The organism is Cohnella rhizosphaerae (assembly GCF_029525575.1).
Taxonomy (GTDB): Bacteria; Bacillota; Bacilli; order Paenibacillales; family Paenibacillaceae; genus Cohnella; species Cohnella rhizosphaerae.
Window position 1 is genome coordinate 735,960 of sequence record NZ_JAPDIA010000008.1, and the last position, 25,975, is coordinate 761,934.

The 25,975-nt window shown below is 59.2% G+C and carries 25 protein-coding genes and 5 pseudogenes; 18 read left to right on the forward strand and 12 right to left on the reverse strand.

Annotated features, from left to right (window positions below):
- Positions 1 to 29 precede the first annotated feature (29 nt).
- The 5 genes and pseudogenes from OMP40_RS40495 to OMP40_RS26870 all read left to right on the forward strand — a co-directional run.
- Positions 30 to 719: pseudogene (locus OMP40_RS40495) on the forward strand (ABC transporter permease); the annotation flags it as partial.
- A gap of 202 nt (positions 720 to 921) precedes the next feature.
- Positions 922 to 1,722 (forward strand): ABC transporter ATP-binding protein, encoded by an 801-nt coding sequence (locus OMP40_RS40500; protein WP_338131246.1) that lies wholly within the window; start codon positions 922 to 924, stop codon positions 1,720 to 1,722.
- Positions 1,706 to 3,601 (forward strand): ABC transporter ATP-binding protein, encoded by a 1,896-nt coding sequence (locus OMP40_RS26860; protein WP_277535922.1) that lies wholly within the window; start codon positions 1,706 to 1,708, stop codon positions 3,599 to 3,601. Before OMP40_RS40500 ends, OMP40_RS26860 begins: the two co-directional genes overlap by 17 nt.
- Positions 3,602 to 3,671: 70 nt before the next feature.
- Positions 3,672 to 3,866 (forward strand): cold-inducible protein YdjO-related protein, encoded by a 195-nt coding sequence (locus tag OMP40_RS26865; protein ID WP_277535923.1) that lies wholly within the window; start codon positions 3,672 to 3,674, stop codon positions 3,864 to 3,866.
- Positions 3,867 to 3,973: 107 nt separating this feature from the next.
- Complete coding sequence (locus OMP40_RS26870; RefSeq protein WP_277535924.1) at positions 3,974 to 4,426, forward strand: divergent PAP2 family protein; 453 nt, start codon at positions 3,974 to 3,976, stop codon at positions 4,424 to 4,426.
- An 84-nt stretch (positions 4,427 to 4,510) separates the two neighbouring features.
- On the opposite strand, the gene OMP40_RS26875 is transcribed toward OMP40_RS26870, so the two are convergent.
- The 6 genes from OMP40_RS26875 to OMP40_RS26900 all read right to left on the reverse strand — a co-directional run bounded on the left by OMP40_RS26875 (position 4,511) and on the right by OMP40_RS26900 (position 9,205).
- Positions 4,511 to 5,203 carry a metal-dependent hydrolase gene (locus OMP40_RS26875; RefSeq protein ID WP_277535926.1) on the reverse strand — a complete coding sequence of 231 codons (693 nt, stop codon included), beginning with the start codon at positions 5,201 to 5,203 and terminating at the stop codon, positions 4,511 to 4,513.
- 144 nt (positions 5,204 to 5,347) lie between these two features.
- The gene (locus OMP40_RS26880; RefSeq protein ID WP_338131247.1) at positions 5,348 to 5,953 is read right to left on the reverse strand and encodes a TetR/AcrR family transcriptional regulator; all 606 of its coding nucleotides are present in this window, start codon (positions 5,951 to 5,953) and stop codon (positions 5,348 to 5,350) included.
- Between the two features lie 94 nt (positions 5,954 to 6,047).
- On the reverse strand, positions 6,048 to 7,070 hold the full coding sequence (locus OMP40_RS26885) for an ABC transporter permease (protein ID WP_277535928.1): 1,023 nt from the start codon (positions 7,068 to 7,070) through the stop codon (positions 6,048 to 6,050).
- Positions 7,067 to 7,849 (reverse strand): ABC transporter ATP-binding protein, encoded by a 783-nt coding sequence (locus tag OMP40_RS26890; RefSeq protein ID WP_420872045.1) that lies wholly within the window; start codon positions 7,847 to 7,849, stop codon positions 7,067 to 7,069. Before OMP40_RS26890 ends, OMP40_RS26885 begins: the two co-directional genes overlap by 4 nt.
- A gap of 168 nt (positions 7,850 to 8,017) precedes the next feature.
- Complete coding sequence (locus OMP40_RS26895) at positions 8,018 to 8,374, reverse strand: nuclear transport factor 2 family protein (RefSeq protein ID WP_277535930.1); 357 nt, start codon at positions 8,372 to 8,374, stop codon at positions 8,018 to 8,020.
- A 39-nt stretch (positions 8,375 to 8,413) separates the two neighbouring features.
- On the reverse strand, positions 8,414 to 9,205 hold the full coding sequence (locus OMP40_RS26900) for an SDR family oxidoreductase (RefSeq protein ID WP_277535932.1): 792 nt from the start codon (positions 9,203 to 9,205) through the stop codon (positions 8,414 to 8,416).
- Between the two features lie 198 nt (positions 9,206 to 9,403).
- On the opposite strand from OMP40_RS26900, the gene OMP40_RS26905 reads away from it, so the two are divergent.
- The 3 genes and pseudogenes from OMP40_RS26905 to OMP40_RS26915 all read left to right on the forward strand — a co-directional run bounded on the left by OMP40_RS26905 (position 9,404) and on the right by OMP40_RS26915 (position 12,501).
- Positions 9,404 to 10,279, forward strand: a complete 876-nt coding sequence (locus OMP40_RS26905; RefSeq protein WP_277535933.1) for a LysR family transcriptional regulator — start codon at positions 9,404 to 9,406, stop codon at positions 10,277 to 10,279.
- 137 nt (positions 10,280 to 10,416) lie between these two features.
- Positions 10,417 to 10,713, forward strand: a complete 297-nt coding sequence (locus tag OMP40_RS26910; protein ID WP_277535934.1) for a DUF1330 domain-containing protein — start codon at positions 10,417 to 10,419, stop codon at positions 10,711 to 10,713.
- Positions 10,714 to 11,009: 296 nt separating this feature from the next.
- Positions 11,010 to 12,501: pseudogene (locus OMP40_RS26915) on the forward strand (DHA2 family efflux MFS transporter permease subunit).
- Here the strand turns inward: OMP40_RS26915 and OMP40_RS26920 are convergent.
- Positions 12,498 to 13,322 carry an AraC family transcriptional regulator gene (locus OMP40_RS26920; protein WP_277535935.1) on the reverse strand — a complete coding sequence of 275 codons (825 nt, stop codon included), beginning with the start codon at positions 13,320 to 13,322 and terminating at the stop codon, positions 12,498 to 12,500. The pseudogene OMP40_RS26915 and the gene OMP40_RS26920 sit on opposite strands and share 4 nt — an antisense overlap.
- A 187-nt stretch (positions 13,323 to 13,509) precedes the next feature.
- Between OMP40_RS26920 and OMP40_RS26925 the strand changes: the two genes are divergently transcribed.
- On the forward strand, positions 13,510 to 14,502 hold the full coding sequence (locus tag OMP40_RS26925) for a phytanoyl-CoA dioxygenase family protein (protein ID WP_277535936.1): 993 nt from the start codon (positions 13,510 to 13,512) through the stop codon (positions 14,500 to 14,502).
- A 25-nt stretch (positions 14,503 to 14,527) separates the two neighbouring features.
- Positions 14,528 to 15,322 (forward strand): sugar phosphate isomerase/epimerase family protein, encoded by a 795-nt coding sequence (locus tag OMP40_RS26930; protein ID WP_277535937.1) that lies wholly within the window; start codon positions 14,528 to 14,530, stop codon positions 15,320 to 15,322.
- 140 nt (positions 15,323 to 15,462) lie between these two features.
- Here OMP40_RS26930 and OMP40_RS26935 read toward each other — a convergent pair whose 3' ends face one another.
- Together OMP40_RS26935 and OMP40_RS26940 are read right to left on the reverse strand one after the other, a co-directional pair.
- Positions 15,463 to 15,780, reverse strand: coding sequence for an EamA family transporter (locus OMP40_RS26935; protein WP_277535939.1), 318 nt, complete (start codon positions 15,778 to 15,780; stop codon positions 15,463 to 15,465).
- Positions 15,750 to 16,379, reverse strand: a complete 630-nt coding sequence (locus tag OMP40_RS26940) for a DMT family transporter (protein WP_277535940.1) — start codon at positions 16,377 to 16,379, stop codon at positions 15,750 to 15,752. Before OMP40_RS26940 ends, OMP40_RS26935 begins: the two co-directional genes overlap by 31 nt.
- A 199-nt stretch (positions 16,380 to 16,578) precedes the next feature.
- On the opposite strand from OMP40_RS26940, the pseudogene OMP40_RS26945 reads away from it, so the two are divergent.
- The 7 genes and pseudogenes from OMP40_RS26945 to OMP40_RS40505 all read left to right on the forward strand — a co-directional run.
- Positions 16,579 to 17,506: pseudogene (locus OMP40_RS26945) on the forward strand (permease).
- A gap of 32 nt (positions 17,507 to 17,538) precedes the next feature.
- Positions 17,539 to 18,225 (forward strand): DUF1980 domain-containing protein, encoded by a 687-nt coding sequence (locus OMP40_RS26950; protein ID WP_420872084.1) that lies wholly within the window; start codon positions 17,539 to 17,541, stop codon positions 18,223 to 18,225.
- Complete coding sequence (locus tag OMP40_RS26955) at positions 18,128 to 18,484, forward strand: TIGR03943 family putative permease subunit (RefSeq protein ID WP_277535944.1); 357 nt, start codon at positions 18,128 to 18,130, stop codon at positions 18,482 to 18,484. The genes OMP40_RS26950 and OMP40_RS26955 overlap by 98 nt, the downstream gene beginning before the upstream one ends.
- A gap of 65 nt (positions 18,485 to 18,549) precedes the next feature.
- Positions 18,550 to 19,200, forward strand: a complete 651-nt coding sequence (locus OMP40_RS26960; RefSeq protein WP_277535945.1) for a hypothetical protein — start codon at positions 18,550 to 18,552, stop codon at positions 19,198 to 19,200.
- A gap of 99 nt (positions 19,201 to 19,299) precedes the next feature.
- Positions 19,300 to 19,467 (forward strand): hypothetical protein, encoded by a 168-nt coding sequence (locus OMP40_RS26965; RefSeq protein WP_277535947.1) that lies wholly within the window; start codon positions 19,300 to 19,302, stop codon positions 19,465 to 19,467.
- A gap of 30 nt (positions 19,468 to 19,497) precedes the next feature.
- Positions 19,498 to 19,674, forward strand: a complete 177-nt coding sequence (locus OMP40_RS26970) for a hypothetical protein (protein ID WP_277535948.1) — start codon at positions 19,498 to 19,500, stop codon at positions 19,672 to 19,674.
- Positions 19,661 to 20,218 (forward strand): annotated as a pseudogene (locus OMP40_RS40505) (D-alanyl-D-alanine carboxypeptidase family protein); the annotation flags it as partial. The gene OMP40_RS26970 and the pseudogene OMP40_RS40505, both read left to right, overlap by 14 nt.
- A gap of 552 nt (positions 20,219 to 20,770) precedes the next feature.
- On the opposite strand, the pseudogene OMP40_RS40510 reads toward OMP40_RS40505, so the two are convergent.
- From OMP40_RS40510 to OMP40_RS26995, 3 genes and pseudogenes are all read right to left on the reverse strand, one after another.
- Positions 20,771 to 22,788 (reverse strand): annotated as a pseudogene (locus OMP40_RS40510) (Na+/H+ antiporter).
- A gap of 148 nt (positions 22,789 to 22,936) precedes the next feature.
- The gene (locus OMP40_RS26990; RefSeq protein WP_277535950.1) at positions 22,937 to 23,707 is read right to left on the reverse strand and encodes a hypothetical protein; all 771 of its coding nucleotides are present in this window, start codon (positions 23,705 to 23,707) and stop codon (positions 22,937 to 22,939) included.
- Positions 23,685 to 24,302, reverse strand: coding sequence for a hypothetical protein (locus OMP40_RS26995; protein WP_277535952.1), 618 nt, complete (start codon positions 24,300 to 24,302; stop codon positions 23,685 to 23,687). The genes OMP40_RS26990 and OMP40_RS26995 overlap by 23 nt, the downstream gene beginning before the upstream one ends.
- A 339-nt stretch (positions 24,303 to 24,641) precedes the next feature.
- On the opposite strand from OMP40_RS26995, the gene OMP40_RS27000 reads away from it, so the two are divergent.
- On the forward strand, positions 24,642 to 25,967 hold the full coding sequence (locus OMP40_RS27000) for a hemolysin family protein (protein ID WP_277535954.1): 1,326 nt from the start codon (positions 24,642 to 24,644) through the stop codon (positions 25,965 to 25,967).
- The last annotated feature ends 8 nt before the right edge of the window (positions 25,968 to 25,975 follow it).

The window sequence follows — 25,975 nt, forward strand, 5'->3', positions numbered from 1 at the left end:
GCGTATGCGACCTGCTGCTGCCGACGCTGATGTCCCACATGATCGACCGGGGCGTGCTAACGCGCGAGCTGGATGTCGTGGCGAGGTACGGCGGCTGGATGCTGGCGATTACCGCCGTCGGCGCGCTCTCGGCGCTCGGACGCAACGTCGTCTCGAGCCGCGTGTCGCAGCGCTTCGGCGCGGATCTGCGCGGCGATCTTTTCCGCCGCGTCCAATATTTGTCCCTCCGCGACGCGGACCGCTTCGACCGGGCTTCGCTCGTGACCCGGCTGACGAACGACGTCACCCAGGTACAGAATTTCGCCAACGGGATGATGCGGATATTCGCCAAGGCGCCGCTCCTTTGCGTCGGCGGGCTTTTCATGGCCGTCCGGCTGAACCCGCAGCTGTCGCTCGTGCTTGTCGTCGTCGTGCCGCTCGTCGTCTTGCTCATCGTTTTGAACATGCGCGTCGGATTCCCGTTATTTCTCAAGGTGCAATCGGCGCTCGACCGCCTGAACGGCGCGATGCGCGAATATTTGTCCGGCGTGCGATCGGTCAAGGCGTTCAACCGCGCCGCATACGAATCGGACAAATTCGAGACGATCAACGGCGAATATCGGATGCGTTCGACGACGACGCTTCGCGCGATGTCCGGCTTCGGTCCGGCGATCGCGCTCGTCGTGAATCTGGGGGTCGTCGCCATCGTCTGGCTGGGCGGCATCCGGGTGAACGAGGGCGGGATGCAGGTCGGCAACATTATTGCCTTCGTCAACTACATGACGCAGATTCTCTTTTCGCTGATGACGATCTCTTGGGTGTTCAATATGTTCATTCGCGCGCGCGCTTCGTCCGGCCGAATCGCGGAGGTGCTGGCGTTGCCCGAGGGGGGAGTCCGCATCCACGGACGACGGATCCGGCGCGAAAGGGAGGGGCGCGGCCGTGCCGCCTCCGGCTCCTTCTGCCGCCATTTCTGCGGCTGCGGCTGGCGTCTCCTTCGAAGACGTCGGGTTTTCGTACGAAGGGTCGGGAGGGGAGCGCGCGCTGAGCGGCGTGACGCTCGCCTGCGAACCCGGCGAGACGCTCGCTATCGTCGGATCGACCGGCGCAGGCAAGAGTACGCTCGTGAGTCTGGTCCCGCGATTGTACGACCAGACCGAAGGCGTACTGCGCATCGGCGGCGTCGATCACCGGCAGCTGGACGTATCGGTCCTGCGCGAAAAGGTGGCGATCGTGCCGCAGCGCACCGTGCTGTTTACGGGCACGATCGCGGACAATTTGCGCTGGGGCGACGAAACGGCTTCGCAGTCGGACCTGGAGGCGGCGGCCGCCGCGGCCTGCGCCCACGAATTTATCATGACGCTGCAGGGCGGCTACGATACGATGCTCGGCCAAGGCGGCGTCAATTTGTCCGGCGGCCAGAAGCAGCGGCTGTCCATCGCGCGCGCGTTGATCCGGCGGCCGCAAATTTTAATCCTCGACGACTGCACGAGCGCGCTCGATGCCGTCACGGAGAGCAAGGTCAAGGCGGCGCTGAAGGCGTACGGCTCGAAGCTGACCTGCCTGCTTATCGCCCAGCGCATCTCTTCGGTCATCGACGCCGACCGGATCGCCGTGCTCGACGACGGACGGCTGGTCGGACTCGGCACGCACGACGAGCTGCTGCTCGGCTGCGCCGTATACCGCGATATATGCCGTTCGCAGTTCGGAGAGGAGGCGATCCCGCATGTCTCGGGCATCTGATCGACCAAGCGAGCGGCCTCCAGCGCCTGCCGCGCCGGTTCGCCCGGGCGGCGGCGGAGCCGGTCCCCGGGGAAGAGGAGGGCCCGTCCAAAAGCCGAAGGCGTTCCGCCCGACGGTTCGCCGCCTGCTGTCGTATCTGCGGACGGAGCGCAGGCTGCTCGCGGTCGTCTTCTCGTTCTCGCTCGCGAGCGCGGGCGCCGCGCTCGTCGGCCCTTACTTGATCGGCCGCGCCATCGATGCGATGCACGGACAGGGAAGCGTCGACTTCGGCGCGCTGCACGTGCTCCTCGCTCTAATGACCGCTGCGTTCGCGATGGACGCTTCGCTCACGTTCGTCCAAAGCTGGCTGATGGCCGGCGTCTCCCAGCGCGCCGTGAGCAAGCTGCGGAGCGGGCTGTTCGCCAAGCTTCACGGGCTGCCGCTGTCTTACTTCGACGCGCGCAGGCACGGCGAGCTCATGAGCCGCTTGTCCAACGACATCGACAACGTGAGCGCGAGTCTGTCGCAGACGGTCGTCCAGCTAATGGCCGGAGCGGTCGCCATCGTCGGCTCCCTAGTCATGATGCTCGTCTTAAGCCCGCTGCTGACGCTGGCCGGACTCGTGACCGTGCCGCTCGTCTACCTGCTGGCGCGCGTCGTCACCCGAAGGACGGGCAAGCTGTTCAAGGAACAGCAAGCCTACCTGGGCAGGCTGAACGGACAAATCGAAGAGAGCGTCACCGGGCTGGCGCTCGTCAAGGCGTTCGGCCGGGAACGCCGCTCGGTCGCCGAGTTCGACGAGGTGAACCGGTCCTTAAGCGAGATCGGCATCCGGGCGCAGATCTGGTCCGGCCTGCTCATGCCGCTGCTTAGCGTCATCAACAACATCGGCTTCGCGACGGTGGCCGTGGTGGGCAGCGTATTGGCTGTCAAAGGCCATATATCGGTCGGCGTCATCGCCAGCTTTTTAAGCTATTCAAGGCAATTCGCGCGACCGCTCAACGACATCGCGAACGTGTATAACGTACTTCAATCCGGCGTAGCCGGCGCCGAACGCGTCTTCGAGGTGCTCGACGAAGCGGAGGAGCGCCCCGACCGTCCGGACGCCGCCGAGCTTCGGCCGGGCGCGCTGGACGTCGTCTTCGATGACGTTTCCTTCGGCTACGACCCGGCGCGACCGATTTTAAATAACGTGAGCTTCGAGGCGAAGGCGGGCACCAGCGTCGCGCTCGTCGGACCGACCGGGGCCGGCAAGACGACGATCGTGCAGCTGCTGAACAGGTTCTACGACGTGACCGAAGGAGAGATCCGCATCGGCGGGCGCGATATCCGAGATTATTCGCGGAGCAGCCTGCGAAGCGCCTTCGGCGTCGTACTTCAGGATACGTACTTGTTTTCCGGGACGATTCGCGACAACATCAAATACGGCAATCCCGGCGCGAGCGACGATGAGATGATCGAGGCGGCGCGGCTCGTCGGCGCGGACGCCTTCGTCAGGCGTTTGCCGGGACGCTACGACACGACCCTCGCCGAGAACGGCGGCAGCTTAAGCCAAGGGCAGAAGCAGCTGCTTGCGATCGCCCGCGTGATGCTCGCGCGACCTTCGATCCTCATTCTGGACGAAGCGACCAGCAGCGTGGACACAAGGACGGAGCTGCAGATCCAGGAGGCGCTGCTGACGGTCATGAAGGGACGCACCAGCTTCGTGATCGCGCACCGGCTCAATACGATCCGGGGTGCCGATCAGATCCTCGTCGTCGCGGAAGGCGGCATCGCCGAAAGGGGGACGCACGCGGACCTGATGGCTAGGCGCGGCGCTTACTACCGGATGTTCGAGAGCCAATTCGGCGTCGGCGCCGCGCCTGGCCTGTCGGGCGGAACGCCTGCGACGCGAACTTGACTCTTGCGGCAGAACGTCCTATATTAGGTCAGTTGACTTTAAACCGGTTTTGAAAGGAAGGCATGCGAGATTGGCATCGCAAGATGAAGGCGGCAAGCTGTATTTAACGAAGATCTGGAAGTGTAAAAGCCCCGACTGCAAGGCATGGGTGCGCGAGGAATTCGCGACCGAGGCGCAGAAGTGCCCGATGTGCAAGGGAGACATGCTCCGCACGATGAAGCATCTGCCCGCGCTCGTGAAAAAGGTGAAGTCGAAGCCCCGCTGACAGGCGGCGAATCGGTTGTCCGTCCTCCGGTGTAATAAGCTATAATAGCTCTATTGGCTGCCGCCGCGTATCGGTAGCGCTCACGCGAGAGAAGGGAGACCGTCGTCATGTCCATATTCGCCAACTTTCCGCTCGTCGCAGCGATCGTCTCCATTCTGTCGGCGCAGGCCGTCAAGGTGCCGATCCAATTCGTCGGCAGACGCTCATGGCAGGGCGGTATGGCCTTCAGCACCGGGGGCATGCCGAGCTCGCACTCCGCCGCCATGGCGGGGCTGGCGACCGCGCTCGGCATCGAGGAGGGGCTCGGCTCGGCTGCATTCGCCATCGCGGCCGTCGTAGGGATGATCATTATGTTCGACGCAGCCGGCGTCAGGCGGCACGCGGGCTTGCAGGCATCCGTGCTGAACCGGTTTTTGCGCAAAATGCCCGATTTGCACGGCGAGCTGCATCCGGTCAAGGAGCTGAAGGAGCTGCTCGGCCACCGGCCGATCGAAGTATTCGCCGGCGCGCTGTGGGGCATCGCCATCGGCGTGGCCGTCTACTACCTGTTCTATGCTTGATCCTTGGTCCGCGAAAAAGAAATAGACCCGACACCGGCGCCATGCGCCGGACGTTCGGGTCTATTTTCGTGCACGCGGTCCCGCTTACAGCTCCAAACGTTCTCCAGGTTTGAGCACGGTGCCTTGGATGCCCTTTTGACCGAGCGCTTGCGCATAAGCGTTCGCGTCTTGGCGAATGGGCGGAAAAGTGTCGTAGTGAACGGGCACGACCTGCTTCGGCTTCAGCCATTCGGCCGCCGTCAGCGCATCCGCGGGCCCCATCGTAAAATGGTCGCCGATCGGGATGAACGCGAGATCGATGTCGTGGCGTTCGCCGATCATTTTCATGTCGCCGAAAAGTCCGGTGTCGCCCGCATGCAAAATGGTGAGCCCGCCCCAGGTGACGATCAGGCCCGTCGGCATCCCCAAGTAGACGATGCGCTGCTCGTCCGCCAGCGTGTAGCCGGAGCTATGAAACGCCTGCACCATTTTAACCTTCGCATAGCCGAGGTCGTACGTGCCTCCGATATTCATGCCGACCGTATCGGCGACGCCCTGCCAGCCCAGAAAGGTTGCCAGCTCCGGCGTGCTTACGACCTGGGCGCCCGTGCGTTTCGCGATGGATACCGTGTCGCCGACATGGTCGCCGTGGCCGTGGGTGAGCAGGATGTGGTCCGCCTGAATGTCGTCCGCGGATGCGGCCGCTAACGGGTTGCCCGTCAGGTAGGGGTCGATGATCAGTGAACGGCCGTCTTTTTCGAGCTTCACGCAGGCATGTCCGAGAAAGGTAACGATCAAGCTGAATCCCTTCTTTCCGTCAAAATTGGCGCGTACGCAACCTTAAAATATACCCGTGCCGGCCGAAGCCTAAACTACGGTGACAGGCCCTTGACCAAGAAGGTGACGGTCGCTTCGCGCTCAGCCGCATCGTCCCATCCGGATTCACCGGACACGAGCATTCGGGGGGAGCACGTAGCCGATCAGCGCGGAGGCCGTCAGCCGAGCGACCGTATGCGCGGGCAGGGGCGCGATCTGGCCAGCCCCCTGGAACTTCTCGATCACGGTCGTCAAGCGAGAGAGCACCTGCGTCAGGATGATCGATTTGAATTGCTCGCGCATCTCGGGATGGAAGGGAAGCTCCTGGGCGACGATGCGGAACAACCGCTTGTTGCGGCTCGCGAACGCGATGCGGTTGTCGATCATCCGGCGGACGAACTGCTCGAAGCTGTCGTGCTCGGCATCGAGCACGTCGCCGAATCCGCGAATGACGAACGGCGCCATCAATCGCATCATCGCCGGCGTGACGATGGACACGAGCAGGTCCTTTTTCGTCCTGTAATGCCTGAAAATCGTCCCTTCCGCGACGCCTGCGCGCTGCGCGATCTCGCTCGTGGAAGACCCGGCGTAGCCCTTCTCGGCAAAAACTTCGATCGCGGCGGCCAAAATGCGCGCCTGTTTCTCGGTCTTTACCGGCTGCCCTTCGCCGAACGCGCCCTCCTGCAGCAGCTCTTCCATCCAAGGTTCCATCGAGCCTTCATTCGCGTTCATCAAGCTGTCGCTCCTTCATTCGTCTTGAAGCCGCGGAGCGCCGCACGAGGCGGCGTCCTGTCCAACCTATCGTATCATACGCAGCGCCGACGCGCTAAATGGCCCGCTGCTTCTTGAGCGCGATGACGTTCAGTGCCGCGAAAAGCAGGGAGAAGCCCAGCAGCGCGCCGACCTCGACCCCGATGCCCCCGAAGCCTTCGCCTCTGATCATGACGCCTCTCAGCGCTTCGCCGCCGTAATAAAGCGGCATCAAGTAGGTTAGCTTGTGAAGCCAGGCGGACATGCCGTCCAGCGGGAACAGTCCGGAAAAGAAGGCTTGCGGCACGATGACGATCGGCACGAATTGAATGATCTGGAATTCGGAGCCCGCGAACGCCGACAGCAGCGTCCCCAGCGTGAGCGCCGTAAGCGTCAAAAGCAGGTTGACGAGCAGAATCAACCAGATCGAGCCGGACATGAACATGCCGAGCGCATAGATCGCGAAGCAAGCGACGAGCGCCGATTGTAAAATCGCGAATAAGCCGAAGCCGCCCAGGTACCCGAGCACGACCTCGTGCCGGCGGATCGGCGTCGCCATAAGCCGCTCCATCGTGCCCGTCGTGCGTTCGCGCAGAAAGGCGACACCCGCAAGCAGGAAGACGAAAAAGAACGAGAAAAAGCCGATCATGACCGGCCCGAAGGCGTCGAACGAGGACATGCCGGGCTTGCCGTGGAGATAGGCGATGTCGGGCTGAAAAACGGTGGCAGCGGACGTTCGCTGCATGGTCGACACGGCGAGCAGCACGGCGCGGCTGCGCGACGGGTCGCTGCCCTCGAGCAGAAGCGTCGGCTTGCCTTCCGTCACCGCGAGGACGGCATCCAGCTTGCGTTCGTCAAGGGCGGAGCGGGCCGCGGCTGCGGAATCGTACGGGACGATATCGGCGGACGATGCGCGCAAGGCGCCGGCGATCGTATCCGGCAAGCCGGCCGTTCCGATCTTCGGCGCGCTGCCGGGACCGCCGAAGATGAAGTAGACGAGCGTCAGGATGAAGATCGGCGCGACGAACAACAGCGCCAGCGTGCGTCTGTCCCGCATGAATTGCCTGAAGATGCGCATGGTCAGGGCGCGGACTCTCATGCGCGATCACCGCCCAGACGGATAAACGCTTCTTCGATTGTCGCCGCGCCCGTACGCGCTTTGAGGGCATCGGGATGCCCGACCGCGGTCAGCGAGCCCTCCCGAAGTAGACCGATCCTGTCGCAGCGCTCGGCTTCGTCCATGACGTGGGTCGTCAGCACGATCGTCGTGCCCCGCTCGCGCAGCGCCAGCAGCGACGTCCAGATGGACACCCGGAGCGCCGGATCGATGCCGACGGTCGGCTCGTCGAGAATGAGCAGCTCCGGCTCGTGGAGCAGCGCGACAGCCAGCGATAGCCGCCGCTTCATGCCGCCGGAAAATCGCGAGACGAGCTTGCCCGCTTCTTGCGCAAGCCCGACCGTCGCCAGCGTTGCGCCGATGCGCTCGGTAAGGCGGGAGCCGCCCAGCCCGAACATTGCGCCGAAAAACATCAAATTTTCTTTGGCGGTGAGTTCGCCGTACAAGGCGTCCGCCTGCGCCATATAACCGATCCTGCCGAGCAGCGGCAGCGAAGGGACGCGCTCGCCCAATATCGCGATCCGCCCCTCGTCGGCGGCGTCAATGCCGGTGATGAGCTTGATCAGCGTCGTCTTGCCCGATCCGGAGGGACCGAGCAGGCCGAACAGCTCGCCGCGGCCGATACGCAGAGAGACCTCCCTTAAAATCATGCGATCGCCGAAGCTGCGGGAGACACCTTCGATTTCCAGAGAGAATGCGTCGTTATTTCCGACAGCGGCATACGTTTCGCCGCTTTCATTGGACGAACCGCCTATTTTCATCGCAATGCAACCTCCGATTTATGAGTGAGTAATTACTCATTTCCGCTTCATCTTATCAAATCCAAAGTTTAACGTGAAGACTTTTTTTAGCGAAGGAACGAAAAAAAATCGCTCCTCACCAAGCTAGAACGCCTGGCGAGGAGCGATTGATGTGGGAGAACCTTGCGTTCATCGTTTCCCGAATGAAGGCAATGCGATATGCAGCTCTTGAATTTTGCCGGCAGACAGCTTAAAGGTATGCTTCAATAAAAACGGACTGGGGAGATTCGTTTTATCGAAATCGCCGTCAATCGATGCGATGACCGCATACGTACCGTCTTGTTCCGTCGCGTCGGTAACTTCAAATCGAACCCGAGCGCCCAAAATGTCAGATTCGCACCAATGGCGGATCGCTTCGATTCCTCTGAATTCACGGTTATCGTCAAAGACGTATGCATCTTCGTCGAATGCGGCCATCAATGAATCCAGCCGTTCCTCGTTCGAAGCAGAAAAATAAGCTTTAACGGCGTTTGGCAATTGAATCATGAAAGAATACCTCCTTTTTTTGGCTATCGAAAATGACCGTTACACCGTAGGTACAGTACCGCCGTCGATCGTAAATTCGCTCCCCGTAATGGAGGCCGAACGATCGGAAACCAAAAATGCGGCAAGTTCAGCGACTTCCTCGGGAAGTCCGGGACGTCCGATTGGAATGCCGCCGAGGGAGCTCATCAGTTCCTGCAGCGCCGCTTCGCGGCTGCCGGCGGCCGTGGCGATCCGGTCGATCATTCGATCTGCCGCTTCCGTTTGAATAAAGCCCGGCGCAATCGTATTAATGCGTATTCCTTTTGGCGAAAATTCCTTGGAGAGGCCTTTGCTGTAATTCGTCAGTGCCGCTTTTGATGCGGCATACGCTAAAGTCGTTTCGTATAAAGGCATTCTTCTTTGTATCGAGCTTACATGAATGATAACGCCCTTCCCTTGCTCCACCATCATCGGCAGTAAACCTCTGTCTAGTCGGACAGAACCGAGCAGATTCAAGTTTAGCGTTTCCAGCCAATCTTCTTCTGTCAGGGCTAACGCTCCGCCTGGAGGCGTAGAGGCGCCGCCGACCGTGTTGATGAGAATGTCGATCCCGCCCAGCTTTTCCTTCACGGCCTCGACAAGCAATGCCGTGCCTTCGGGCTTCGTAACGTCGGCTTGAACGAATCGGATGCCTGGAACTGCGTCACTCGCCGGGATGGAGCGTGCGGTCGTAAGCACGTCGGCTCCGGCTTCCGCCAATCGTTTGGCGATTGCCGAGCCCATTCCTTTTGTTCCTCCGGTAATTAAAGCCCGTTTGCCCTGAAACTCATTTTCATACGATGCTTTATCCATATCTTCGTATCCTCCTATTGCTTGAATTAGTTTTCATCATCACATGCCTTAGCATACTTCGATCACAATAATAAATCTAATTCATAATAATAATATTATAAATAAACATTATTCATTAATTAGCAACATGATTTCTTGCGCTTGCTTCGCGTGAAGACAATCGGTATGATAACTCCAAAAATGATGCGGGAGGATTTTATGGAGCTTACCCAGTTGGAATATTTTTTGACCGTGGCCCGCATGGAACACTTAACGAAAGCCGCGGAACATTTGTCCGTCACGCAACCCGCGCTCAGTCACTCGATTTCAAAACTGGAAACGGAGCTCGGCGTGCCGTTATTTGAACGGAAGGGCAGAAAGCTGCATATCAACCGCTACGGCACCATGTTCGCAAAACGCGTGGAAACCATATTAAGGGAGGTAGAGCGAGGAAAACAGGAGATCGAACAAAGCGCCGATCCAAACGCCGGCGTCATTTATCTATCGTATTTAAATATATTGGGCGTTGATTTAATTCCGCATCTGATCCGGCAATATCAGGAGGCCAATCCTCGAATTACGTTCAATTTGTCGCAAGGGGACAAAGGCACGATCCTCGAACAGACCGAGCGCGGCGATTCGGACGTCATGATTACTTCCGAAAGGCCCGAGGAGGAGTCGTATACTTGGGTGCCGATCGTCTCGATGCCGTTGTATCTCGTCGTATCGTCCGCGCATCCGTTCGCGGCGCGGAAATCCATCCGACTGAAAGAAATAACCGGCGAGCCGTTTGTAGGCTTAAAGCATAATTGTTCTCTCAGAGATTCGCTTTTGGCGCGTGTTCATCATACGAACTTCACATTAGCATCGACCTACGACGCTGAAGATCTGGCGACGGTGGCAGGTTTTGTATCGGCCGGACTAGGCGTATCCGTGTTGCCGAGAACCGCCGGATTGGAGTTGGAAGGCTTGCGCTGGATCGGGATCGAGGATGAAGGCTGGGTTTGGGAAGTGGGTTTGCAATATCCAAAGAACAGATTCCTATCCAAAGCTGCGCAGAAATTCGTCGAATATGTGGAAGACAAGTTCAAATGAACTTTTTGATATGAATGAAATTAATTCATTAAATAAAAATCATGAATTATACAAATGCGAATGGCGCGTTTATAGTCAAGGATGGACGTAGCGATTTCGTCAGTTAGCAATCATAACCGCAGAAAGGACGGACTTCCATGTCGGCTTATGTGATTTTGATGAGAGAAAAAACGACCAATTTGGAAGAATTGAACGTTTACGCTTCCAAGGCGCCGGCCGGCTTGGCCGGTCATCCGTTAAAACCTCTTGCTATGTATGGCAAGCAGGAAGTGATCGAAGGACCGGAAGTGGAAGGCGTAGCTGTATTGGAATTTCCGAGCATGGAGGAAGCAAGGGCTTGGTATTATAGTCCTGTTTATCAAGATGCGCTCAAGCATCGTCTGAACGGCGGTGTTTACCGGGGCGTGATCGTCGAAGGCGTGTCGAAAGAATGATCGGATTCGGAAGACGGAGGACTGCGTCTTCCGTTGATCGACGCAAATACGAGTGGAGCCGAGGCTGACCGCGAATAAAGCGCGTCAGCTGTCGGTCATTTTGGATGCAAAAAAAATCATTGCACGAAAAATAACGCCGTGATACAATCACTAGCGCTACTGGGCAAATCAAAATATAAGGGCTTCCGAATGCTATTTCCACTTTAATTGTACAATGGGAGCTTTGATTTGTCAAGCGGCAAGATTCGCGTCTCAGCACGACAATACCCCGCTCAATGAGCAGAAAGCAGGGAACGATGTCAGCTTCTACCCAACAGAGCCCGACCGCAGGCGAGCAACCCTTCTCGCTGAAGGCGATACTGCCGCCGCTAATGGCGATTATCGTCGGCATGATCATGGTTATCTTGGACAGTACCGTCGTCAATAATGCCATTCCGAAGCTCGTCGACTACTTCCAGACCGACCTGAAGACGATCCAATGGACCGTTACCGGGTACACGCTCGCTTTGTCCGCCGTTATCCCCCTTGCAGGCTGGATGACCGATAAATTCGGTTCCAAGCAAATTTTCATGCTGACGATCGCTCTATTTACCGTCGGTTCGCTGCTGTGCGGCATCGCGCAAACGCCGGAGCAGCTCATTCTCTTCCGCGTCGTCCAAGGCCTGGGCGGCGGCATGGTGGCCCCGATCGGGATGGCCATGGTGTTCAAGATCGCGCCCCCCGAGCGCCGCGGCTCGATCATGGGCGTGCTCGGCATACCGATGCTGATGGCGCCGGCGTTCGGTCCGGTGCTGTCGGGCTGGCTGGTCGATTCGGTCAGCTGGCATTGGATCTTTATCATCAACCTGCCGATCGGCATTATCGCCCTCGTGCTCGCATCCAAATATTTGCCGCGGTCGGACCGGCATGCGGCGCCGCATCTGGACGTCGTCGGCATGTGCCTGGCGCCGATCGCCTTTTCCATGCTGGCGTTCGGCGTCAGCGAAGGGGGGGACCGGCTGGTCTCAAACGTCTACAATTACGGGTCTGACCGTCGGCGGCGCCGCGCTCATCGCCTTTATTTTCGTAGAGCTGAAGCAGAAGCAGCCGCTGCTTGAGCTCAAGGTTTTCAAATCGTCCGACTTTACGCGCAGCATCGTGCTGACGTGGATCGTTCAACTCGCGCTGTTCGGCGCGATGTTGATCGTGCCGTTGTACCTGCAGGGCGTCATGCGCTATTCCGCGCTCGAGACGGGCTGGATTCTGATGCCGCAGGCGCTGTGCGCTGGGCTTGCCATGCCGATCAGCGGCCGATTGTTCGACAAGATCGGGGCGCGACCGCTCGCCTTTGCCGGATTGACCGTCATTTCCGTCTCGCTCTTCGTGTTGTCCGGCATCTCGGTCGATACGCCGCTATGGAAGATCATTTTGTGCGTCTGCTTCATCGGTCTCGGCATGGGCTTTTCGATGATGCCGCTCAATACGCATGTGTTGAATTCCGCGCCGCGCCGTCTTGTAAGCCGCGTCACGCCGCTGACGACGGCCGCCCAGCAAGTCGTCGTCTCGTTCGCGGTCGCGGGATTGACGGGGTATCTGACGTCGCGGATCGCCGCGCATGCCGCCGGTGCGGGCGCGGACGCGAATCCGCTCGGCGCCGTCGTCGCGGGTTACGGCGACACCTTTTTCTTGTCCGCCTGCATCGTCGCGGCGGGCGTCGCCCTTACGCTGCTGCTGCGCAAGCCGAAGCAGCAGACGGAAGGAACGCCGGGCGCAGATAAACCCGACCCTGCCATGATGGCCGGCCATTAAACGGGCGGCGGGACGCCGTCTGCGCCGCTCCAGGACGCCCGACGGATGTCGGTCGCGGTGCGTCCCGTCGTCTCTTTGACGAGTCGGGCCAGATGATGCGAAGTTTTAAAGCCGCACCGCGCCGCGATCTCCGAGACGGTCAGCCCCGTATGGGTGAGCAATTCGACGGCGCGGTTCACGCGATATTGCCACAGAAACTGAATCGGCGACGTTCGTTCGTGCTTGTTGAACAAACGAACGAGGTGCTCGGGCGAAGCGCCTGCGGCATGCGCGAGCTGCGCGAGCGACAGTTCGCGGGCGTAATTCTCGCGAATCTCGGCGAGCGCCGCATAGACGGCCGGGTGCTTTTCGCGATTTAGCGGCGACTTCCCGGATTCGCGCGGATACAGATGGAGGGCGGCGAGCCCTAGACTTCTCACGTCGGCGTCCGTCGGAGCGCTTCGGCGATTCAGACGGACCATGAGATCCACGAGAACGTTCATCTCTTCGGATAACGGCAGGCACTCCGGAAGTTCGCTTAGCTGTTCGACGGCCGTCTCCGGCAAGTCCTCGAAATGAACGGCGATCCAGCGATGCCAGCTGTCTTCGCTTTTCGAAAAAACGAACGTCTCTTCCAAGCCCGGCTTGAGCAGGACGACATGCCCAGGCTTAACGCGTAGCGCCCGGCCCGAGAGCGTGACGGTCATCTCGCCGGTGTAAAGCATAACCAGTTGAACGTCCTGCTGAATGCGCGGACCGAACCTGCTGCCGGGCGGATAGACGATCGAGCCGGCGACGGCATGGGTTATCCGGTCGAACGATAAATCGGGCATGGCGAACATCGGTCGATCACCTCCATGCCCATCATAAAGAGGATTGCCCAGCGAATCAAGAAGAGATACAGCATGAATATCAAAGCCCAATAAAGGATCATTCCTAGATACAAAAATGCTAATCTGGTGCATGGCGCAGCGATAAGAAAACCTTTACATTTGTACTATTCCAAACGGTAAAGGGAGCGTGTCCGGCATGCCCGTCTACTATACGCCAAAATCCAGAGATCACGATCGTCACCAGGTGACCGTCGAAGCGTACAAGCATTATCGTCGCAACGGCTATTTGATCGTTCGCGGCCTTCTGCCAAAGGAAGCCGTCGGAGAGTTGTTCGATTTGGCCGAGCGAACGCGAATGGAGAAAAAACGGCAAACCGCCATGCAGGAAAACGGCCGGGATCCGTTGAAAGAAGAGTTTGCGCAAGCGACGCGCGTGCATATGCTCTCGCGGATCGATGCCGCCGCGGAACGGGGCCTGCTGAACGCGCGCGTGCTGGACGTCGTCGAGGCGCTGATCGGTCCGGACGTCTATGCGCTGCAATCGATGATGTTCCTCAATCCGCCCGGCAAAGGCGGGCAAGGCTGGCACCAGGACGCCTGCTACATCAAGACGCACCCTGACACGCTGATCGGCGCTTGGATCGCGCTCGAGCGGGCGGACGAGGAAAACGGCTGTCTGTGGGTCGTGCCGGGATCGAATCATGAGCCCGTCTATCCGCCGGAAGAGATAGGCGGCGGAAACGTGCATGCGGTCGATGCTTTTCAGGATCTGCACCCGGTGCAGAACGTCAGCCATCTGGACGACGAAGTGAACACGTTATCGCGCGTCGTGTCCCGGTACCCGTCGCCGATACCGGTCGTGCTGGAGCCGGGCGACGTGCTGTTTTTCGACTCCCATTTGTTCCATCGTTCCTATCCGAACCGGTCGCCCGACCGGTTCCGGCGGTCCTATGTGTGTCATTACTGCAATGCGAGATCGTGGGTGCCCTGGGATCACGACGGGTTCGAAGGAGACTCGGGCAACGCGAAGCAGATCCTCGCGCGCGGCGCCACGCATCTGCCGCATGCGTCCCCGTCGTTCGGCACGGAGGTTTATTTGGCTGAAAGGCATGAGGAAAGCGCAGGCGTGCGCATGATGGGGATGCCGAACGGCATGATGATGCCCGTGGCAGAACATCAAGAAGAGTAACTTGAGCAGGGGAGGATGAATCGGAATGCGTATTCAGTATTTCAAAGCGTTGTGGGGCATGGAAGGGACGCTGGCCGAACAGGTGGGACGGGCAGCCGAAGCGGGGTACGACGGCATCGAGGCGCCGACCCCGGCGCCCGGGCAAGCGGAGGCGTTCGCCGCCCTGCTGGAGCGGCACGGGATGGCGTACATCGCGCAAATTTTTACGAGCGAGGATCACGCGGCCAGCTTCGCCGAGCGAGCGGCGTATGCCGCCTCTTTCAAGCCGGCGCTGATCGTCTCGCACAGCGCGCGGGACTGCATGTCGGAAGCGGAGCAGGATCGTTTCTTTGAAGCGGCGCTTGAGACAGAGGCGCGTCTTGGCGTCACGGTCGGACACGAGACGCATCGGGTGCGTGCGATGTTCACACCCTGGACGACGGCGAGGCTCCTGCGCAAGTTTCCGGAGCTGCGCATCACGGCCGACTTCAGCCATTGGATGACCGTATGCGAATCGCATCTCGAAGACCAGGAGGAGAATGTGTCGCTGGCGATCGAACGGGCCGTTCATATCCATGGGCGGATCGGCTATCCGGAAGGTCCGCAGGTGCCGCACCCGGCGGCGCCGGAATACCGGTCCGAACTCGAGCTATACCTCGGCTGGTGGGGGCGAATACTGAACGCGAAGCGTCTAAAAGGAGAGGCGAACGGTACATTTACGGCAGAATTCGGGCCGCCAGGCTATATGCACACGCTGCCGTTCACGAACGCGCCCGTCGCCGATCTGTGGGAAGTCAACCATTGGATGACCGATTGCGTTCGCGAGCGATTTTCACAATAAAAGGAAGGGGCTGTCTCGAAAGGGTCGTAAACCGGCCTGAGAGATCGCCCTTTTTTTTGCTTGCAAAACAAATAGAAACCGTTCCTTGATAAATTGGAGGCGTCGAGCAGGCCTTCGGGACAGCCTCTATCGTCGCTCGATCAGGATGCAGGCTCGGCCGGCCGGTCGTACGCCTCGGCTTCCGAGCGCATATACAGCGTAAGGCCCGCGATGACGAAGGCGCCGCCGACCAGCTGCCAGGCCCCGAGCGCTTCCCCGAACAGGAAGAAGCCCAATACGCTCGCGCCGACCGGCTCGGCCAGCACGCTCATGGAGATCGTCGCCGGCTTGACGTAGCGAAGCAGCCAATTGAAGATCAGATGGCCGAAAACGGTTGGCACGATCGCAAGACCCGCGAAAACGAGCCATTCGCGCGGCGGATACCCGGTCATGTCCGCGCCAATCCCGACATTGTACAAATAGAAGCAAAAGGCCGTAACCGCGAAGACGACCAGGCTGTATAAAAAAAGGATGGCACCCGTTCGAGAATTCGCTTGGCGAGCAGCATGTTGACCGCGACGGCGGCCGTGCCGAGGAAGGACAGCAGGTCGCCCTTCAGCGCCGCTTCGGACAGGCCCGAATCGCCGGCCCCGACGATCGCGATCCCGATGAGGGCGGCGGCGAGGCCGCCGAGCGCTTTTCCCGAGAGACGGTCCTTGAACAGGAAATAGGCGCCGATCATGACGAAGACGGGCTCCAGCGACAGGATGAGCGTGGAGCTGGCGATGGACGTATAGCTAAGAGACGCCATCCAGAGCAGGAAGTGCAGGGCAAGAAAAAAGCCGGCGGCCAGGAGCAGCCACCAGTCGGAGCGCTTGATCGCCCGCAGGGCGCGAAGCTGCTTGCCTCCGGCAAACGGCACCATCAGGGCGAGCGTGAACAGCATGCGCCACATGCCTTGCACCGACACCGGCGCGTCCGAATAACGGACGAGAATCGGCGCGAAAGAGATGGCGATCATGCCGACGAGCAGCGGGATGGCGGGGGCGATTGGCGGCTTTGGAGAGATCGGGTTCAAAGAAGGCACGTTCCTTTCGGCAGACAAGCATAAATTAGATGTTGTAATGGCGAACGGCCGGATTCGCAACTGGAAGTTTAAGCCGCCGCATCCGCGGCGCAAGGCCGAATGCGGACTGCGGGGCGGTTTGCTATTTTTCGTATAATATCCATAATAAAAAGGATCGGCTTCATACTATTTTGACGGAAGTGATCCTTTCATGACTTCGTTTTTGCAATTGAATACGATCTTCATCAGCATGATCATGGAGGCCATCCCGTTCGTGCTGATCGGCGTGCTCGTGTCCGGCGTCATCCAGACGTTCGTGACGGAAGCCTGGATCGCCAGGATCATGCCGCGCAATGTCCTGCTGCGAACCTGCTTCGGCTGCGGCATCGGCCTGCTGTTCCCTTCCTGCGAATGCGGCATCGTGCCGATCACCCGCAGGCTCGTCCTGAAGGGCATGCCGCTCAACGCCGGCGTCGCCTTCATGCTCTCGGGGCCGATCGTCAACCCGATCGTCCTGTTCGCCACCTTCATCGCCTTCGGCAACGACTGGCGGATGGTCGGCATCCGCGCGGGGCTCGCGATCGCGGTCGCCTTCTGCGTATCGCTGGCCGTCGCGCTTCTCTTCCGCGGACCGCAGCTTCGCCTGGCGCCGGCGCCCGCCGGCGGATACGCCGCGCCTGTGGCGGCCGCGCTCGAGCCTTCCATCGCGACGGCCGTCAAGCCTTCTGTCCGCGCCAGGCTGTCATCGGTCGTATCGCATGGCATCGACGAGTTTTTCGACGTCGGCAAGTACCTGGTCATCGGCGCTTTTCTGGCCGCGGCGATGCAGACGTATATCCCGACCTCGTATTTGCTCGATTTGGGCAGCGATCCGCTCAAGGCGTCGCTCGTCATGATCGTCCTCGCCTTCGTCATGTCGGTTTGTTCGGAGGCGGATGCGTTCATCGCGTCTTCGTTCCGCAGCAGGCTTTACGGTCGGTTCGCTCTCCGCCTTCATGGTATTCGGCCCGATGATCGACATCAAAAACACGCTCATGCTGCTGAGCGCCTTCCGCACGCGGTTCGTCGTCTCGCTGATCGCGCTCGTGGCGGTATTTACGGTAGCCGGTTCGCTGATCGTAGGGAGGTTGTTCGGATGATCCGATTCGCGATTTTGTTCGGCCTGGCATTCATGTTTTTGCTGCTCCACCGGACCGGCGATCTCGACAAATACATCAATATGAGATACGCCTATTTGTCCGTCAGCGCGATCGTGCTGCTGGCGCTGCTCAGTCTGTATCAATTCGTCGTGGCGTACCGCGCGGAAAAAAGAGCCGAGGAGATGGCGGCGCAGGATGCGAAGGCGACGATGTCGGCCGATCCGGCGGATGGCGCCCAGAGCGGTCATGCGCATCCGGAAGCCGGCGCTCGCCATCAACGCGAGCATGCGCATCGTCACGATCATGCACATGCCCATGCGCACGACCACGAAGGGCATTCAGGGCATTCGCATATCGGCCGGACGAAATGGCGGCGAGGCTTCACTTATGGGGTGCTCGCGGTGCCGATCTTCACCGGCATCTTCCTGCCGGTCGCGACGCTGGATTCCAGCTTCGTCAAGGCGAAGGGCTTTTCGTTTCCCGAGCTCGACCAGCGGCGCAAGGACGCCGGCTATCACCAGTTTTTGCGTCCGGATACGAGCGTATTTTACAGCGCCGAAAATTACGACAAGGTCAAGCAAAAAAGACATGGCCGACTTTGCGGGCCAGTCTGCCGTCGAATTGAACGATACGAACTACTTGAAGGGCATGGAGGTGCTGTACAACTACCCGGACGCGTTCGCGGACAAGACGATTACGTTCGACGGATTCGCCTATAAAGGGGAGGAGATCGGCGCTTCGTCCTACTTCGTTTTCCGCTTCGGGTTCATTCATTGCGTCGCGGATTCGGGCGTGTTCGGCATGCTCGTCCAGATGCCGGCCGGCACGAAGCTGTCCGACGACGACTGGCTTCGCGTCACCGGCAAGCTGACGCGCGAATACTATCAACCGTTCAAGCAAATGATTCCGGTGCTTAAAGTCAAGGATTGGGCGCCGATCGACAAGCCCGACGATCCGTACGTCTATCGGAATTTCTGACGAAGAGCGCTTTCACTTCTCGGCGCGGGATGCTATCATGGTAGCAAGGCAAGGAGATGAAGAAGATGACAACCGACAACGAGCTTAAAGAAGAGCAGAAGGGCCCGGACGCGCAGACGGCCGGCGCGGACAAGACCGAAGCCGAAAAGGCGCAGGAGCTCATCGCGGCCGTTCACTACAACGGCATGACGGCTTTGAAAATGGAATTCGGCGACGAACAGGTCGAAGGCCAGGTGATGAACCACGAAGCTTACGGTCCGATCTTTACTTATATGGTGAAGTCGGCGGAGGGCAAGCCTTACGTCAGCGGATTTTTCCTGCGAGAGATGATCGCGGGCTTCCAGACGAAGCAGGATCCTTCGCAGTGGATGTCATCCTTTTTCGTCGATTTGATGAAGTCGCCGGAGGGCAGGCTGCTGCCGATGCCGCCGCAGTCGGAGGACGAGGCGAAGGCGCTGATCGACAAGATCATCGTCCCGCACTGCGTCAAGTCGGTTCGCGAGGAGTTCGCGCCGGAGCCGGTGCATGCGGATCTCGAGCTTCACGAGGAGCACGGTCCGGTCGTGGAAGCGGGCTTCCCGTCGATCACGGAAGGGAACAACGTGTGCGCGATGCCGCTGCACTTCCTGATGGCGCATTACTTGCTCAACCGCGACCCCGCCGATTTGTTGATTCAAGGTTTGTACCGCATCCGCGAAGAGCACGGGCTCGATTGATTCGGCGGCATGCCAGGCCGGCGCCCTCTTCGATTAGCGAAGAGGGCGCCTTCTTGTTGCAGATCGATATTTTCGTATGTTTTCGAGAGGAGATTTAGCTTGAATTCCGTCATCGAATGGCCATCGGGCGCCAAACGGATCGTCGAGGAAAATGCGGGAGAGGCCGGCGCAGCCGGATTTTCGCTGTCGGCGACCATCGTATTCGGCATCGGGCTCATCGTCACCGTGCTGATCGTCGTATCGATCTACAAGAGACGCAGGAAATAAGAGGGACGAAGCGCGAGAGAGGTGCGCAGGATGAGCGTGTTTGGCAAGCGGACAGCGCTGGCGTGGATCGCCGCAGCGACGATGTTTTTGACGGGCCCGCCGCATAGCTCGGCTGCCGATCCGGCAGAAGGGGCGGCGCCGCCATCGGCGCAGAGCGAAGCCGCGATCCTGATCGAGCAGCGCACGGGGGAACGTGCTGTACGTTAAAAACGGCGACGAGCGGCTGTATCCGGCCAGCATCGCGAAGATCGCCACGGCGATCATCGCCCTCGAGCAGGCGTCGCTGGACGACGTGGCGACCGTCTCCAAGACCGCTCGCGGCGAGGAGGGCACGCGGGTATATCTCGCCGAGGGCGAACAGGTCACGATGGAAAAGCTGCTGTACGGCATGATGCTCAACTCGGGCAACGACGCGGCGACCGCGATCGCCGAACGGATCGACGGCTCGAAGGAAAAGTTCGCCGAGCGGATGAACGCGTTTATGCGCGACACGATCAAGGCTTACGATTCCAACTTCGTCAATCCGTCCGGGTTGCCCGACCCGAATCAATACACGACGGCTTCGGATATGGCCAAGCTGGCCCGGTACGCGATGGACAACGAGACGTTCAAACGGATCGTGTCCACGCGCAAGCTGCCTTGGTCCGGACAGGAATGGACGTCGACGCTCGAAAACCACAACAAAATGCTGACCGACTATCCGGGCGCCACCGGCATTAAAAACGGCTACACGATCGCTGCGGGCAACACGCTTGTCGGATCGGCGGAGCGGGACGGGATGTCGTTGATCGGCGTCGTGCTGAAGGCCGACTCGAAAAAAATCGCCTATTCGGATATGGCCGCGATGCTCGACTACGGATTCGAAAATTTCGGCGTCCGCCTCCTGTTCGCGGAAGGCGAACGCTACAAGCGGCAGGATGGGGCGGTAGAGGCGAGCGAATGGATCGCGGATCGCGCGATATGGGGCGTCTATCCGAAGCGAGCGTCGCCCGTCATGAAGATCGACGAGAACGGTCGGGTCTTCCTGGAAAGCGAACGAGGAACCTACGCCGCGGGCGAGCTGTCGCCGCTCAAAAAAGGAAGTCGCCATTTCCGCTTTTTCCGGCCGGCAAGATGCAGAAGCGGCTCAGGGCGGCCGCGATGCCGCCGCCTCAACGAAGTTATCCGTTGCCGTCTATGCGGTTGGCGTCTTGCTCGCCGCCGGCGCGGCCGCTATGTTGGGCAGGCGCGTTTGGCTTGGCCGGGCGCGCTCCAAGCGGCGCTAGGATTGGAAGGCCCTCCGCAAACGACGAGGAGAGCCGGCTTATGCCAGCTCTCCTTCCAAGACGGTCGCCTCCGCATAGCTGATCGTTTTGCGCAGCGCGTTGGCCATATCGCGTTTGATTTCGCCTCGCTCGTACATCGCTTGAATCTCATCCCGTTCCACCTGATAGGCCCGCAGCTGGATCTCCTGACGCAGCTTGCGTTGAAGCCGTTCGTCTTCCGGATCTTCGTTTTTGCGCGAGATCGCCCGAATGATCTCCCGGTACTGGCCGATGACGTTCAGCGAGGCTTTGCGGTTTTCCTTCGTCATCTGCGCGCGGATCGCGCCGATGGCGGCCTGACACGTTTTCAGCTTCGTTTTGCGGATGATGCCCTTATCCAGCCGGGGCTCTACCTCCTTCGGCTTGATAATGGCCGCTCCCAGTTTTCTCAGACCCCGCGTCAGCAAGAGGACACGCATTCTGGATCGCCGTGAGAGCGACGTTTCAAGCGCCGCAAAAGAATCGTTGAACCGGTTCGCTACATAATCGGGAATTTCGCCGGCCTTGAACATCCGCGCGATTTCTTTTCGTTCCGCCTGAAGTCCGATCAATCGGGCCTGGTTCTCCGCGACGGCGAGCTCGAAGCCTTCGGCTCGTTCTTCTTCGTGCAAGGACAGACTCCGCAGTCTGGCCTCGTATCGGGCGATGACGGCATGGGTCGCATGTCGGTTGTCTTCGTTCATCGATTGAGCGAGGAAACGCAGCGCCGCCTTGAGCGTGGCGATTTGCGCCGCGTTGAGCTTTTCTTCGTCTTCGGTCGGCACCTCGTCGGCGTTGCGCGTGAGCAGCGGCAGGCTTATGCTGGCGACGATCAGGCTGATGAGGATGACGCCGGCAGCCAAGAAAAGGATGAGGTCGCGTTCGGGGAACGCATCGCCGTTGTTCAGCACGTAAGGAATCGAGAAGGCGCCCGCCAGGGTGACGGCGCCCCTCACGCCCGACAGCGACGTGAGCGCCGACATGCCCAGTCCTTCGCGCATCGAACGGCCGTTTTTTTCGCGAAAAGCGATTTTCCCAGAACAGGTACACCCACAAAAAGCGTATGACGATAAGCGATACGAAAATGACGGCGATATAGCCGATGACGATGCCGTTGTTGATCGGACTTTCGAAAAAAATGGCGTTGACGACATCGGGCACTTGCAAACCCAGCAGCAAGAAGACAAGCCCGTTCAACACGTATAAAATGACGGACCAGGTGCTTTTCGAGACGATCTGCAGCTCGACCATGCGGGACTCCATCCGGTCCTTCTCGACGGCATGCACGACGCCGCCGGCCACGACGGCAAGAATGCCGGACAAGTTAAGCGCCTCGGCCGCGAGGAAGATGATAAAGGGCGTAAGGATCAGGATCAGCATATGTACGGTCACGTCTTCCATGCCCCAGCGCCTTAAAAACAGGCGCAGCCGGATGAGCAGCGCCGCCATAATCGTGCCGCATAACAGACCGCCGATCGAAATCAAGAGGAAGCTGCCCGTAGCGTTTACCAGCGAAAACGAGCCGGTAACGGCTTGCTGCGATCGCAAACTTGAACGCGACGAGTCCGGATGCGTCGTTCATGAGCGCCTCGCCCTCGAGCAGCCGCATAATCCGCTTCGGCAGCGATACGCGGCCGGCCATCGACGTCACCGCGACCGCGTCCGTCGGCGACAAAATCGCGGCGAGGCCGAAGGCGGCGGCAAGCGGGATCGAAGGGATCATCGCGTGAATGATATAACCGACGACGACGGTCGTGGCGAAGACGAGGCCAAGCGCCATGAGCAGGATGGGGAAGCGCAGCGCCCACAGCTCGTCGCGCGGCGTCCGCTGTCCGTCGTTGAACAGAAGGGGAGCGATGAACAGTACGAAAAACAGCTCCGGATTCAGCTTGGCATGATGTCCGAGCGGGAGCAGCGCGAGCGCCATGCCCAGCGCGATCTGCACAAGCGGCAGGGGAACGGCCGGCAGGAGCCGGTTCACAATGTTGGATAAGGCGATGATCGCGAGCATGAACAAAATAATCTCGAACACTTCCATACCTTTAACCTCCGCGCGCGATATCGAGTTAAAAAAAAGATTTCCTACATATACTACCCGCAAACGGAAAATCGGATCAATTTCATGCACAGTAAAAAGGACCGCAGGGGGGAGCGGTCCTTCATTCGCGATGCGGCATGCGAACCCGTTACTTGGATTCGCCGTTCAAATAGTTGAAGAACGGGACGTCCGTCCAGAAGTCGTAGCTCGCGACGGTTACGCTCGGATCGATCTCGCGGAAGCCGGCGGCGACGGCTTGCGAGCTGCTTTGAAGAGAGAAAGATTGCGCATAATAATGACCGTACGCGATCTTGTTGTTCGTAATCTTCCGATAGCCCGGCAGCTCCGTGAGCGAATAGTAGAGAGGCTGCCACCAAGAGCCGTAAAGCAAGCCCTGCTGGCCGTCTTCGTTTTTCTTGGCGTAGGCCGCCACGATGCCGTCGAACCGCTGCTTGTCGCCCGCGTTCGCGAATTCGAACGCAAGATCGTATTCCTTGGCATATTCGATATAGTTGCCGTTCGCGATCTGCTTGACCGTGTACAGGTCGGATTCGCCAGGCTCGCCCCATTCTTTCAAATAAATGAAGGCGGACGTTTTTGGCTCGAACTGTACCTTGGCGTCGATGCCTTCGCTGCGCAGCAGCCCGATCAGTTGAATAGCGTGCTTCAGATCGGAATGGCCGTAGACAAGCGACAGGCGATCGATGAAGTTCGCCTCGTAACGGCTGTCCTTCAGATTGTAGCCGGTCACGATATTGCGCTCGAGCGCGGCGTCCACGACCGCCTGCAGCTCGGGCGACTGGATGATATCGGACTGGGCGAACGCATCCTGAAGCTTGGCGTAAATATCGGCGTCGGAAGCGTAGCCGAGAAAATGCTTGTAAAGCCCTTGCACGCTAAGCGTTTGTCCGATAAGCACCTCGGCCAGCTCCGCGGTTGCGCTTGCCTTCAGCTTGATTTCTCCGTAAAAAAGAGGAAGGCAGAAGGCCGGTGTCGACCGCTGCGGCCACCTCCTGCGCCGCCGTGGTGCCCAGCCATTCGGACTTCAGCTTGACCTTGGCCAGCGCGGCTGCCGTTTTCGAGGCAGGATAGGTATAAGCGAGTTCTTTGAGTCCGGCCGCTTTAACCGCGATCTGAAGCGCATTGACGGCCGACAAGCGTTGTCCGGCGCCTACGGCGTCGGTCGTAATGACGCCAAGGGCGTACAACGCGGCAGCATCCGCATAAAGCGGATCGGAAGCCGCGAGGTCGGTGAAGGCATGCGGATTCTCGGCGGGCTGCGCCTTCAGCGCTTCGGCCAGCGCGGACAAAAACTGACCTTTCGTGACGCCTGAGGTAATCGCGATCGCGTATTTATCCTTCAGAAAGGCTGCGTACTCGGACGCCAGTACTTCGTGCGCTTGAACCTCCGTGGCAGCGGGCGCAGCCGCCCATGCATGCGAACCGCCTGCAAGCGTTGCGGCAACGAGCGCGGATACGAGCAGCTTGCGAGCGTCGATCGCGTATGTTTTCATAAAATCCAGTCCCCTTCGCGTTTTTTAATCTGATAAAATATGTAGGAATAATTTGTTTTACATATTAGCAAGGCCGGCTATGGTTGTCAATGGCATAATGACCGCTTCGTTCGTTGTTTTAAGTTTCGAATGAACGGGTATGGGATAAAAATCGGATTTTTTTTGAATCTAAATCGGCACTTTTTGCGTATGTATGAATTAGATCAATTATGGACAATCCATTTGGAGCAGGAGGAGACAATCGTACGTGGACACAGAATCTGATTTACGCAGCTTGCGACCGTTAGTCAATCGCTCGGCAGCCATCGCCTTGAAGACGATCGAAGGAGGTGACTGCGAATGCTAGGACTGAATCTGGTCTGGGTTGCGTTGCTCATTCTGCTTACAGCCTTCTTCGTCGCTACCGAATTCGCGATTATTCGTATCCGGTCCAGCCGCGTCGACCAACTGGTCATGGAAAAGAGGAAAAACGCGGTCGCCGTACAGCGGGTCATCGCCAATCTCGACGGCTATCTGTCGGCCTGTCAGCTCGGAATCACGATCACCGCGCTCGGTCTCGGCTGGCTGGGAGAACCGACGGTCGAAAAGCTGCTCGAGCCGCTGTTCCATTCGCTTCATGTCTCGGAGAGCGTCGGGCATCTGCTGTCCTTCGTCATCGCGTTCGCGCTTATCACCTACCTGCACGTCGTGCTCGGCGAGCTGGCGCCGAAGACGCTTGCCATTCAGAAGGCCGAAGCGATCTCGCTTCTCGTCGCGCCGGTCATCGTCTGGTTTTACAAGATCATGTACCCGTTCATCTGGGCGCTTAACGGCTCCGCCAACGGACTCATCCGGATGTTCGGCATGAAGCCGGCGAGCGAGCATGAAGAGGCCCACTCGGAGGAGGAGATCCGGCTGATCTTGTCCGAGAGCTACGAGAGCGGCAAGATCAACGAGGAAGAATTCGGCTACGTGAATCGTATATTCCAGTTCGACAGACTGCTGGCGCGCGATATTATGATTCCGCGTACCGATATGGTGTGCTTGCATCGGGGCAAATCGCTGGAAGAAAACCTGGCGACGATCAAACGAGAGCAGTACACGCGCTTCATGGTCGCCGGCGAGAGCAAAGACGATATTATCGGCTTCGTCAATACGAAGCAGTTTTTCTTGAGTTACGACAACAATCCGAACTTCGACTTCGGCGCCTTGCTGCAGCCGGTGCTGTCCGTGCCCGATGCGATGCCGGTCAAGGATCTGCTCATCCGCATGCAGGCCGAACGCAAGCATATCGCGCTCCTGCACGACGAATATGGCGGTACCGCCGGCCTTGTGACGATCGAGGACATTCTCGAAGAGATCGTCGGCGAGATCCGCGACGAGTTCGACGAGGACGAGATTCAGCCGATCGAAGCGATCGGCGAGGACAAATACCTCGTGGACGGCAAGACGCTCGTCGACGAAGTCGGCCGCCTGTTCGAAGTACAGCTTCCGAGCGACGAGGTCAACACGATCGGCGGCTGGCTGTTCGCGATGCAGCCGGATCTGCCGAAGAACGTACCCTGGATTTACGAGGAGGAAAACCTGGCGTTCATCATCCGCGACAAGGACCGCAACCGGATCCGCAAGCTGGAGATCGCGCGGAAGCAGGAAGGTCAGGCGAGATTGACGTTGGTCGAAGGATAAGCTGACAA